The 11,204-nt window shown below is 69.1% G+C and carries 12 protein-coding genes; 7 read left to right on the top strand and 5 right to left on the bottom strand.

Annotation, left to right across the window (positions count from 1 at the left end; translation table 11 throughout):
* Together ccsB and MUG78_RS03615 are read left to right on the top strand one after the other, a co-directional pair.
* Complete coding sequence (gene ccsB / locus MUG78_RS03620; protein ID WP_246992279.1) at positions 1–1,014, top strand: c-type cytochrome biogenesis protein CcsB; 1,014 nt, start codon at positions 1–3, stop codon at positions 1,012–1,014.
* Positions 1,015–1,061: 47 nt separating this feature from the next.
* Positions 1,062–1,910, top strand: coding sequence for a 3-hydroxybutyryl-CoA dehydrogenase (locus MUG78_RS03615; RefSeq protein ID WP_308221322.1), 849 nt, complete (start codon positions 1,062–1,064; stop codon positions 1,908–1,910).
* Positions 1,911–1,953: 43 nt separating this feature from the next.
* On the opposite strand, the gene MUG78_RS03610 is transcribed toward MUG78_RS03615, so the two are convergent.
* Together MUG78_RS03610 and MUG78_RS03605 are read right to left on the bottom strand one after the other, a co-directional pair.
* A complete protein-coding gene (locus MUG78_RS03610) occupies positions 1,954–2,106 on the bottom strand; it encodes a hypothetical protein (protein WP_246992277.1) in 153 nt (50 codons plus the stop codon).
* Positions 2,107–2,134: 28 nt separating this feature from the next.
* Positions 2,135–2,338 (bottom strand): BldC family transcriptional regulator, encoded by a 204-nt coding sequence (locus MUG78_RS03605; RefSeq protein WP_246992275.1) that lies wholly within the window; start codon positions 2,336–2,338, stop codon positions 2,135–2,137.
* A gap of 176 nt (positions 2,339–2,514) precedes the next feature.
* Here MUG78_RS03605 and MUG78_RS03600 point away from each other — a divergent pair, with 176 nt between their 5' ends.
* Genes MUG78_RS03600 through MUG78_RS03590 form a run of 3 tightly spaced genes read left to right on the top strand, consistent with a single transcriptional unit; the run spans position 2,515 to position 6,051 of the window.
* The gene (locus MUG78_RS03600) at positions 2,515–2,853 is read left to right on the top strand and encodes a DUF4229 domain-containing protein (protein WP_246992273.1); all 339 of its coding nucleotides are present in this window, start codon (positions 2,515–2,517) and stop codon (positions 2,851–2,853) included.
* Positions 2,854–2,899: 46 nt separating this feature from the next.
* Positions 2,900–3,529, top strand: a complete 630-nt coding sequence (locus MUG78_RS03595) for an ABC transporter ATP-binding protein (protein WP_246996792.1) — start codon at positions 2,900–2,902, stop codon at positions 3,527–3,529.
* The gene (locus MUG78_RS03590) at positions 3,526–6,051 is read left to right on the top strand and encodes an FtsX-like permease family protein (protein ID WP_246992271.1); all 2,526 of its coding nucleotides are present in this window, start codon (positions 3,526–3,528) and stop codon (positions 6,049–6,051) included. Before MUG78_RS03595 ends, MUG78_RS03590 begins: the two co-directional genes overlap by 4 nt.
* Positions 6,052–6,184: 133 nt before the next feature.
* On the opposite strand, the gene MUG78_RS03585 is transcribed toward MUG78_RS03590, so the two are convergent.
* Positions 6,185–7,015 (bottom strand): hypothetical protein, encoded by an 831-nt coding sequence (locus MUG78_RS03585; RefSeq protein WP_246992267.1) that lies wholly within the window; start codon positions 7,013–7,015, stop codon positions 6,185–6,187.
* A 135-nt stretch (positions 7,016–7,150) separates the two neighbouring features.
* Positions 7,151–8,023, bottom strand: a complete 873-nt coding sequence (locus MUG78_RS03580) for a 1,4-dihydroxy-2-naphthoate polyprenyltransferase (protein ID WP_246992265.1) — start codon at positions 8,021–8,023, stop codon at positions 7,151–7,153.
* 119 nt (positions 8,024–8,142) lie between these two features.
* Between MUG78_RS03580 and MUG78_RS03575 the strand changes: the two genes are divergently transcribed.
* Both MUG78_RS03575 and MUG78_RS03570 read left to right on the top strand, forming a co-directional pair.
* Positions 8,143–9,546 carry an alpha/beta hydrolase family protein gene (locus MUG78_RS03575; protein ID WP_246992263.1) on the top strand — a complete coding sequence of 468 codons (1,404 nt, stop codon included), beginning with the start codon at positions 8,143–8,145 and terminating at the stop codon, positions 9,544–9,546.
* Positions 9,547–9,580: 34 nt separating this feature from the next.
* Complete coding sequence (locus tag MUG78_RS03570; protein ID WP_246992261.1) at positions 9,581–9,931, top strand: Fe-S protein; 351 nt, start codon at positions 9,581–9,583, stop codon at positions 9,929–9,931.
* An 84-nt stretch (positions 9,932–10,015) separates the two neighbouring features.
* Here the strand turns inward: MUG78_RS03570 and MUG78_RS03565 are convergent, their stop codons facing one another.
* The gene (locus MUG78_RS03565) at positions 10,016–11,203 is read right to left on the bottom strand and encodes an ATP-grasp domain-containing protein (RefSeq protein WP_246992259.1); all 1,188 of its coding nucleotides are present in this window, start codon (positions 11,201–11,203) and stop codon (positions 10,016–10,018) included.
* Between the last annotated feature and the right edge of the window lies 1 nt (position 11,204).

Here is an 11,204-nt window from a genome sequence, read left to right as displayed (position 1 = left end):
GTGAACACTGATACGGGCATGTACGTCAACGAGACGCTCGGTCGCCTCTCCGACGAGTTCTACACCGTCGCCCTGGTCGTCTACTTCTTGGCCATGGTGCTGTTCCTGGTCTCGCTGGCCATGGCGGCCAAGACGAAGACCGCGGCGGGCGAGGCCCTCGCCCCGGCCGAGGCCCCCGCCGAGCTGGCCTACGCCGGTGGCGGCGGCGCGGATCGGCCCGCGGGGCCCATCGCCGGCGACCGCACGCCCGGCCGCATCGACGAGGGCCCGAAGAAGCCGCGGCGCAGCCGCTCGGCCACGCTCAGCGCCGCCACCTATCCGGTGGTGTTCGTCGGCCTGATCGCGCACATCGCGTCGATCGTGCTGCGCGGTGTGGCCACCGAGCGCATGCCGTGGGGCAACATGTACGAGTTCATCTCGGTGACCTGCGCCGCAGCCGTCGTCGGCGGCCTGGTGGCGCTGCGCAGCGTCAAGTACCGCCCGATGATGAGCTTCGTGATGCTGCCGATCGTCGTGATGATGTTCTTCGGCGGCACCGCGCTCTACGCCGACGCGGCACCGGTGGTGCCCGCCCTCAAGTCGTACTGGCTGGCCATTCACGTCTCGGTGATCTCGATCGCCTCGGGCATCATGGTGGTCTCCGGTGTGCTGAGCATCCTCTTCCTGGTCAAGGACCGCTGGCCGGCGGCCACCGAGGTGCTGCCGTCCAAGGAAACCCTCGACCGGATGGCCTACAAGTGCGTCGTCGTCGGCTTCCCGCTGCTGGGCATCGGCATCATCCTCGGCGCCATCTGGGCCGAATCCGCGTGGGGCCGGTACTGGGGCTGGGACCCCAAGGAGACCGTCAGCTTCATCTCCTGGGTGATCTACGCCGCGTACCTGCACGCCCGCGCCACCGCCGGCTGGCGCACCGGCGCCGCCTGGATCAACGTCGCCGGCTTCGCGTCGGTGCTGTTCAACCTGTTCGCCATCAACCTGGTGGTCTCGGGTCTGCATTCGTACGCCGGGCTGTGAATCAGCCCGCGCGTCACTATCGATAAGACGATAAAAGAGGAGTAAGTGTGAAGAACGTCGGAGTCATCGGCGGCGGCACCATGGGTGCCGGCATCGCCGAGGTGGTCGCCCGCGCCGGATCGACCGTGCGGGTGCTCGAGCGTGCGGAGGCCGTCGACGCCGCCCGCGAGCGCATCGCCAAGAGCCTGGCCCGCGCCGTCAAGGCCGGCAAGCTGGCCGAGGACGAGTCCACCGCGACCCTCGATCGCATCACCGTCACCACCGACCTGGAGTCGTTCGCCGACTGCGAGCTGGTGGTCGAGGCCATGCCGGAGATCGAGTCGCTGAAGCTGGAGTACTTCCACAAGCTCGACGACATCGTGAGCAAGGACGCGATCCTCGCCACCAACACGTCGTCGATCCCGGTGATCCGGCTGGCCAACGCCACCCGTTACCCGGAGCGTGTCCTGGGCATGCACTTCTTCAACCCGGTGCCGGTGATGGCGCTGGTGGAGATCGTGACCACCCTCAAGGTGGATCCGGCCGTGGTGACCAAGGTGGCCGACTTCGCGCGCGACGGTCTGGGCAAGCGGACCATCGAGTCCAAGGACCAGTCCGGCTTCATCGTGAACGCGCTGCTGGTGCCGTACCTGACCAACGCGATCCGGATGTACGAGAGCGGCTTCGCCAGCGCCGAGGACATCGACGAGGGCATGGTCAGCGGCTGCGGCCACCCGATGGGTCCGCTGCGTCTGAGCGACACCGTCGGTCTGGACATCTGCCTGGCCGTCGCCGAATCGCTGTACGCCGAGTTCGGCCAGGCGCACTACGCGCCGCCGGTGCTGCTGCGCCGCATGGTCGACGCCGGCTACCTCGGCCGCAAGACCGGGCGCGGCTTCTACGATTACTCGAAGTAGTCGACCCTCGAAGTAGTCAGACCCTCGATGATCTGACGACGATTCAGAGCTTCCGCAGGAACTCCGGGTCGTCGTCCGGGCCTCGAGGGGCCTCGCGCCGGGACGCTGTTCCGGCCGGGCCCTTCGGGGCCTGCGACATTTTCCACAGCACGTAGCCGACCGCGGCGACGACGATCAGTAGGTACATGTAGAGCATGCCCCCGAGGGTACCTGTCCCGGCGGGGTCAGCGGTTGAGCAACTCCACCACGTCGGCTTCGCGGAAGCGGCGGTGACCGCCGGGCGTCCGAATGGACGGCAGCAGGCCGGTGCTGGCCCAGCGGGCCACGGTCTTCGGATTCACATTGAACATCTCGGCCACTTGACCCGGAGTCAAGGTGTGCTGGCGGGCCATGCTCGGCGTGATGATGGGATGTTCCGCGATACTCATCTCGATCCTCCCCTTTTCGTTCTCGGTGCGAGTGATTTCGTCCGGTAGGGACACCTCCAGAAGTACACCCATACGTGCCAGGTGCTCGAATGGTCAGGAAACAGTAAAGAGTCGGTAATGTCCGACTGGCCGGGTTCCGGTTCGGCCTCGGCGGCGGCACCACGTACGCTGGGGTCATGACGAACGACCAGGCACGATCGACCACCGGAGCGGATACGACGGCACCGGAGGCCAGCATCGGATCCTTGGTCGGCTGGGTGGCTCTGTACACGCTGGTGCGCTTCGGTCTGGTGGCCGTGGTCGCGGCGATCGTCTGGGGGATCGGCTGGCTCGTGGGTATCACGGTGCCGGTGCTGGTGGCGGCCGTGTTCGGCGTCCTGATCGCCCTGCCGATCGGCATGGTCGCGTTCAAGACGATCCGGCTGAAGGTCAATGCGCAGATCGCGGCGGTCGACGCCGACCGTGCGGCGCGGCGTTCCGACCTGCACGCCCAGCTGCGCGGCGACAACGACTGACCCGGTGGCACTCGTCGAAGCCACCGATCTGGTGCGCGAGTACCGGATGGGCGACGAACGGGTGCGCGCCCTCGACGGCGCCAGCCTGAGCCTGGACGGCGGTCAGTTCGTCTCGGTGATCGGTCCGTCCGGTGCGGGCAAGTCGACGCTGCTGCACATCCTCGGCGCCCTCGACACTCCCACCTCGGGTTCCATCGTCGTCGACGGCGTCGATCTCGCCACGCTCGACGACGACGCCGCCTCCGCCTTCCGCCGCCATCGCGTCGGCTTCATCTTCCAGTTCTTCAACCTGGTGCCCACACTGTCGGCGTGGGAGAACGTGGCCCTGCCCAAGCTGCTCGACTCCACGTCGTTGGCGTCGGCCAAGCCGCGCGCCGTGGAACTGATGGAACGCGTCGGGTTGGGCGATCGGATCAACCACCGGCCGGCGGAGATGTCCGGCGGCCAGATGCAGCGCGTGGCCATCGCGCGGTCGCTGATCATGGATCCGACCATCCTGCTGGCCGACGAGCCCACCGGCAACCTCGACTCCAAGACCGGCGCCGACGTGCTGGCGCTCCTGGCGGAAGTGGCGCACGACGACCCGAATCGGCTGGTCCTGATGGTGACGCACGCCGACAACGCCGCCGAGTTCAGCGACCGAGTGATCACCGTCCGCGACGGCAAGGTGACGTGAGCGCATTCGGGGCGGCACTCACCCGCGTGCGAGTGCTGAACCTGCGCGAACTGGCCGGGCACCGACTGCGGGTGCTCACCTCGATGATCGTCGTGGTGGTGGCCTCCGGGCTGCTCATCGCCGTCCTCGGCGCCTACGGCTCGATGACCGACAGCGTCCGCAAGTTCAACGCCGCCCTCGCCGGCGCGGCCACCGTGGAGGTCGCGGCGATCGCCGACACCGGCGTCGACGCCGCGCTGGCCGGGCAGATCCGCAGCGCGGTGCCCGACGTCAAGTCGGTGGTGCCGCTGATCCGCGGGACGGTGCTGATCGACGGCGTTCCCACCACCCTGCTCGGCTCGGACCTGCGCGTCACCGCGCTGTCGCCGCAGCTGCGCTCGGCCTTCGCCGACTCCGGTCAGTCCGTCGACACCGCCGAACTCGCCGACGGCGTGGTGGTCGGATCGGGCACCGGGCTGCGGCAGGGCCAGACCGTCGACATCGGCGACACCGCGGTGCGGGTGTTGCAGGTGGTCGACGACCCGCAGACCAAGGTCCTCAACGGCGGCCGGTTCGTGTTCGCGTACCTCCCGCTGGCGCAGCGCCTGGCCGGACTGAACGGGGCCGTCGACTCGATCATGATCGTGCCGAAGGACGGCGTCGACCAGTCGTCCCTGACAAGGCAGGTCGACGCGGTGGTCGACGGCCGGGCCAGCGTCGTCGATCCGGATTTCCGGGTCAAGCAGTCCGAGGTGGCCAGCGCCGTGACCCGCGACTCGACGCTGCTGGTGTCGCTCGTGTCGCTGATCATCGCCGGGTTCCTGGTGTTCAACACGATGAACATGGCGGTGGCCTCGCGGCGGCAGTCGCTTGCGATGATTCGGGCGCTCGGCGCGCGTCGTCGCCACCTGGTGACCGACCTGCTCGCCGAGTCGGCGATCTTCGGCCTGGTCGGTGGCCTGCTCGGCGTTCCGGTCGGCTGGTTGGCCGGCCGCTGGGCGGTGGGGCGGCTGCCCAGTTCGGTGGGCTCGGCCTCGCTGGAAGTGTCCTACTCGTTGCCCGGCTACGCGGTCCCGCTCACCGTGGCCGCCTGCGTGCTGGCCTGCGTGGCGGCCACCGCGCTGGCCGCGCGGTCGGTGTTCGCGGTGGCCCCGGTGGAGGCCATGGTGCCGGGTGCGGCCGCCGACGCGACCCCACCCGCCCGGAAACTGCTGTGGGCCACCGGGCTGCTCGGTGCGGCGCTGGTGGCCGGTGCCTTCGTGATGACGCTGACCGTGGAGGGTCGGCCCGCGCTGCTGGCCGGCGCGGTGTACGCGGTGGGCGCGCTGCTGATCTTCTTCGGGCTCACCGAGCCGCTGGTGCGCGCCGTGGTCGCCGTCTCCCAGCGCTTCTCCGGACCCGGCCGGCTGGCGGCGATCAACAGTGAACGCGCGCCCCGACGGGTGTGGGCCACGGTGATGACCGTCGGCGTCGCCATCGCCGTGGGCGTGGGCATCTCCGGGGCGCTCAGCAACATGGTCGGGTCCATCGGCAACTCGCTGCAGGGCTTGAGCGACCCGGACATCTACGTCTCCTCTCGCGCGTCCAGCGACATCCCGGTGGGCCCGGTGCTGAACCCGGTGATCGCCGAGCAGGCCGCGCAGCTGCCCGGCGTGGAACGCATCGCCGGCGGCCAGTGGGCCGCTGTCAACATCGGCTCGGCGCGCGCCATGCTGCAGGGCCTGGAGCCGGGTGCGGCCGCACCGTTCCTGCGCAAGGCCACCCCCGAAGCAGTGCAGCAGACGCTCGACGGCGACGGCATCCTGATCTCCCGCGTGCTGGCCCGCACCCTCGACGTGCAGGTGGGCGACACGCTGCGGCTCGCCACCCCCACCGGCTACCACGAGCTGGTGGTGCGGGACACGGTGAACTACGTGACCATCGACTCCGGCACCGCGGGGATCTCGCAGACGCTGCTGGCCCAGTGGTTCCAGCGGCCCGGCGACACCTACCTGCAGATCTTCACCGAACCGGGCGCCGACCGCGCGCAGCTCCAACGGGAGCTGACGCGCATCGTCGCCGACTATCCCGGTGCCGGGAATCGGCCGGTGCACGTCTACACCGGCGCCGAGGCGCTGCAGGCCACCCAGGCCACCGTGGAGCAGGCGGGTGCGTTCACCGTCGCGATCCAGTGGATCGTCGCCGGAGCGGCCGCCATCGCCCTGCTCAACACCCTGCTGCTGTCGGTGCTGGAACGACGCCGCGAGATCGGCGTGCTGCGCGCGATGGGCGCCTCCCGGCGGTTCGTGATCCGCATGGTGCTGGCCGAAGCCGGGTCGGTGGCGATCGTCGGTGCGGCCGTCGGCCTGGTGATGGGCTCGGGGCTGCACGTGGTGGCCGACCGGATTCTCACCGAGACCACGTCGATCGACATCGTCTACCAGCCGCTGTGGTCCACGGTGGGTTATGTTGCAGCTGCGGCCGCGCTCTGTCTGCTCGGAGCCGTCGTGCCCGCGGCCCGTGCGTCGCGCATGAACATCACCGAATCGATCCTCTCCGAGTAGATCGGCGTCCCAGGTGGGAGCTCCGCCATGCCGCACACCGAGCTCGCCGGCATGCGTGGGTGAAGGAGGAGTGCTCGAAGCGGACGGCGATCGGGACGAACTCGGGGTCGACGAGGAACCGCAGCAGGTACGTCTACTTCGCTGCTCGCTGATAGGTGGAGCGGAGTCGATCCAGGAGGCTGGACCGGGTCGCCTGGATGGCGAACATCTCGTTGAGATCGGCGAGGTTGTCGGCGACGCACCGACCGGCTTCGGGGCTGGTCAGCGGGCCGGCGATCTGTGCCTCGGCGGCTTCGGCGGTGGTGACCACGGAGACGGTGCCGATCTCCTTGCGTTGATCGTCGTCGTGCACCAGCACCAGTTTCACCGCCATCACCATCGGCGCGGTGGCGTAGGCGGGCTGCAGGTCGGGGCCGAGGGTGAGGACCATGCGGTCGGCGGCGTCGGGCTTCACTTCGAAACGGATCTCGGTGGTGATCGACTTCTCGGCGAGCGTGGTGTCGTGCAGTGGGACCTTCAGCTGATAGTCGGCGGCGGCCCGGCCGGGTGCGGGCGTGGTACCGGTGCAGTCCTGCAGCTGTCGGAAGTAGACGACGGTGGCGTCGATCCGGGTGATCAGCGACGGTTCGCCGCCCTTGTTCTGCAGCGTGATGTCGATCGGCGTCACCTCCACGGAGGTCTGCACGGGATCCGGGCCGCCGGACTCGGTCACCTCGGCGCCCACGCTCTGTCGGCCGTCCAGCGTGACGGACGCGACCTCCAACTCGACGGGCGGTGTCTTGAGCGCCTCGTAGATCTGGAAACCCGAGATCACGATGCGCACGATCGCGCCGTGCGTGGTCCACAGCGGATTCTCGATCGCGGCGCGGGTCGCCCGACCCCACCCACCGGTGCGCTTGCCCTTCCCAGCGGGCTCCGGCGGAGGTGCGTCGTCGGGCACCAACCACTGCCAGCCCGGCGGCATGGGCCCCACTCTGCCGGGGGTTGCCAGCCGGGCGGAGGCATCCAGCCCGGCGGCACCGGCGGCCAGTCGGGCGGGGGATTCAGGCGCATGCCGCGAATCGTAGCCCGGGCGATTCGCGCGGATCCGGAAGTGGGGTCAGCTCAGGCCGAGAGCCACGCCGGTGGCGACGGCCCACACCAGCATGGCCATGCCGGTGACGGCCAGGGCCGGGATCAGGGCGCGGCCCTGGGCGCCGGCGGTGATCGGGCGCAGCGCCACCACCGCGAGCGGTAGGGCGAGCAGACCGAACAGGGCCCACCAGTCGGTGAACGCGCCCGCCCACAGGGTGATGAGGAACGGCACGAAGATCAAGATCACGAACAGCGTGCGGGTGCGTTGATCCCCGAGCCGGACGGCCAGGGTCACCTTGCCGGACTCGGTGTCGGTGGGGATGTCGCGCAGGTTGTTGGCCACCAGCACCGCGCTGGAGAAGCAGCCGATGGCGATCGCGCACATCAGGCCGGCCACGTCCACCTCTCCGGCTACCACGAACTGGGTGCCGAGGACCGCGACGAGACCGAAGAAGACGAAGACCGCCACCTCGCCGAAGCCGGCGTAGCCGTACGGGCGGCTGCCGCCGGTGTAGTACCAGGCACCCAGGATGCATATCGCGCCCACGGCCAGCAGCCACCAGGCGGTGGTCACCGCCACCGCGATACCGGCGACGGCGGCGATGCCGAAACAGGTGAACGCGGCCGCCTTCACCGCGCCCGGCCGAGCCAGCCCGGAACCGACGAGCCGCAGCGGCCCCACCCGGTCGTCGTCGGTGCCGCGGATGCCGTCGGAGTAGTCGTTGGCGAAGTTCACGCCGATGATCAGCGCCAACGCGACCACCAGCGCCAGCGCCGCCTTCCACCAGCTCACCTCGCCGACGTAGGCGGCCGCGCCGGTGCCGACCACGACGGGCGCGATCGCGTTGGGAAGGGTGCGGGGCCGGGCGCCCTCGATCCACTGAGTCACTGTTGCCACCCGTCGATCTTCCCACCGACGAGCTACGGCTCGCCCCGCCGGGTTCCCGCTGAGACAGAACGTGAGATTCATCCGAAAGGAGGCTATTTCCCCCACGGGGAAGCTGCCAGAATGTTTGAATGCTGGCTTCCTCCCTCGCGACCGCTCGGCGTCGCTCCGCCGTCGCTGCCCTGTCGTGCGCCCTCTGCCTCGGTGTTGCCGCACCGATGGCGCTGGCCGCCCCCGATGTGACCCCCGCAGCGGCGTCCGCACAGGACCTCCTGGCGGGTCTGGTCACCGACGGCACCCTCACCTGGGAAACGGGCGCGCAGGGAGCGGCCAGCACTCTGCCGCCGCTGGGCTCGGCGGGCACCCCGACGATCGTCATCGTGACACCGGGTACCGACGACACCGGTCTGCACCCGCGGGTCGACGGCCTCGTGGGTCCGCGCGATGCCGCCTACGTGAACTACCCGCAGTCCTTCGGGCCGTTCGTGTCGGGCAAGGCGGATCCGCCGTTGGGTCTGCCGTTCCTGGCGCCGGGCTACCAGTCGTCGGCGGCCATCGCCACGGCGGGCAATCTGGACGTGATGAAGGCGCTGGCCGGCTACGGAGGACCGGTGCTGTACACCGGATTCTCCCAGGGCGCCGAAGCGCTCGGCGACGCCGCCGAGCAGGGTGTGGCCAGCGGGGTGCTGGACGACAACTCGGTGATTCTGCTGGTCTCCGATCCGCGCAGCCCCTGGGGCCTCAAGGGCTGGGCCGCGGATCTGCCGGCCAGCGGCGTGTGGCTCTCGCCGATCCTGGGTGTGCTCGACATCGACAACAACGGCGCCCGCGATCCGGGTAAGACCGGCGACGTACCGGTGGTCGCGGTGATCGTGGCCGGCGATCCGGTGGCCGACTGGCAGTTCAAGTGGTACCGCCCGGCGTCGTCGCTGCTGGTGAACGCCGCCGGATTCCTCGTCATCCACGCGCCGGGCGACGGACCGTACGGCAACCTCGACAAGCTGGGCGAACCCACGGTGATGACCAGCGAGGACGGCAACACCACCTACCTGGTGTACGACACCGAACACCCGCTGGCGCTGCTCAACGCGGCGATCTACGACGTGCTCGGCCTCGAGTACGACGACGAGGACCTGCGGCGTTGGGATCGGAACGCCGAACTCTTCTACGCGATGGAGACGCCGGGCGTCGGCAACACCCGCGACGGCGTAAAGGTCAAGGCGGAGCAGCCGGCGGTGCCCGTGGCGGACACTCCGGCGGTAGCGCGCACGCGCGTGGATGGCGCAGCGGCGAAGTCCGCCGAGCCCGTCGTCGAGTACCAGGGACGTCATCGGGCCGAGTCTTCGCCCGAGGTGTCCGAGGCGCCGAGCGACTACACCGGCCGCCACCGCGCCGAGCCGACGCCCCAGGCCGCTCCCGAAGCTCCCACGACTTCCGGATCCGACACTTCGGACATCACCCCGGCGGCGCCCGCAGCGTCGGAGACTCTCGAGTCGACCGGGTCGTCGACCGGGTCGTCGACCGAGTTGGAATAAGCCGAATACGGGCAAGTGCCCCTATGCTGGGCACATGGATGTATTGCGCCACGTAATTCTCGTTGTTCATTTGATCGGTTTCGCCATGACGCTGGGCGCGCTGCTCGAAGCCGCCTACCGGAAGCGTTTCGAGTTCAACGTTCCGATGAACATCGGCCTGGCGGTCTCGCTGGTCACCGGTGTGATCCTGTCGGCGCCGTTCGGCGACTTCGAGCCCAACTACCCGAAGATCGTCACCAAGGTGGTGCTCCTGGTGGTGCTCGGTGCGATCCTGGGCATGGGGATGGCCAAGCAGCGCAAGTCCGGCGAGCCCGTCGGCCCGCCGATGTTCTGGGCGGCCGTGCTGGTGTCGGTGGCCGCGACGTCGGTCGCAGTCCTCTGGTGACTCGCTGACACAGTCGGCAACTGATTCGGCTCCCGCTCCGGTGCGAACACCGGGGCGGGAGCCGAATTCTTCAGTACCGAAGGCTTAGCTCAGGGGCGAACCGTCGTACAGGATGTCGAAGAACTGCGCGGCCACCAACTGCTCCTTGTTGCGCTCGATACCCAGCGCCTTGCGGTAGGCGAGCACGTGGCGCAGGCTCAGCGCCGAATAGATCAGCGGCATGTGGTCCTTGCGCTGGTCGTACACGCCCTTGGCGCCCTTGGCGGCGGCGAAGTCGCTCTTCGCGCGGGACGGGTGCAGCAGTGCGTCCCGGAGGACGGCGGCCTTGATCATCTTCTTGCGCCCGGCCGGGACCACGACGAGTCCGTCCGGACGGAACAGTGCGGTGTCGAGCTCTTCGGCGGTCGCGATGGTGCAGCCGGCGGTGGGGCGCGGGTTGCATTCGACCATGTAGTGGGTGCCGTCCTCGGTCACCAGGTAGTCCATGCTGATCTGCCCGGTCCAGTTGAGCTCCTTGGCGATCTTCTGGGTGGCCGCCAACGACTCCGGGGAATCGACGGACGCGAAGACGATGCCGCCGCGGTCGTCGATCGCCAGCGGATGCTCGTAGGTCGCGTGCAGCACCACTTCGCCTTCGTGGACGATGCTCCAGCTACAGCGGTCGGTGCCGACCAGGAACTCCTGCACCAGCCACGGATCCTGCTCGGTGGGCTTGATGTCCTCGACGGCGGTCTCACCGGCCAGCGGACCGGTGTTGGTGATCACGTCCAGGCCGCCGCGGCCGAAGGTGGCGCGGCCGAACCAGTGCTCCCAGCGCTGCGTCGCGGCGACGAACTCCTCCGGCGTGGTGCAGACGATGGTCTCGGCCAGCGGCAGCTCCAGGCGCTTGCACAGCTCGGCGAACGTGGACTTGTCGTTCACCTCGAGCAGGGCGTCGAGCTCGGGGTAGAACAGGGTCACGTCGCGGTCGCCCTGGACCTTCGTGCGATTGGCGGCGAGGTAGAAGACCTCTTCGAACATCGGGAGGACCCAGTCCACCTTGTGCTCGTCGATGATCGCGATGACGTCCTCGACGAAGCCGTCCGGATCCTGGGTCGGCGGCCGGGTCACGATGGCCTCATCGGCGCCCTTGGAGTGCATGCCGGGGGACTGCTTGAAGGTGTCGGTGGCGATGACCGAGTGGCCGATCTCCTCGCCGAGCTTGTGGATCTCGTCGACCGCGAAAGGCATGCGAGCGCTGGTCGCCAGGATTCGGGGGGTGTCTGCTGCCATG

Origin of the sequence: Gordonia alkaliphila (genome assembly GCF_023017165.1) — a bacterium.
In the GTDB taxonomy this organism is placed as follows: Bacteria; Actinomycetota; Actinomycetes; order Mycobacteriales; family Mycobacteriaceae; genus Gordonia; species Gordonia alkaliphila.
This window is presented reverse-complemented; position numbering and strand designations above follow the sequence as displayed.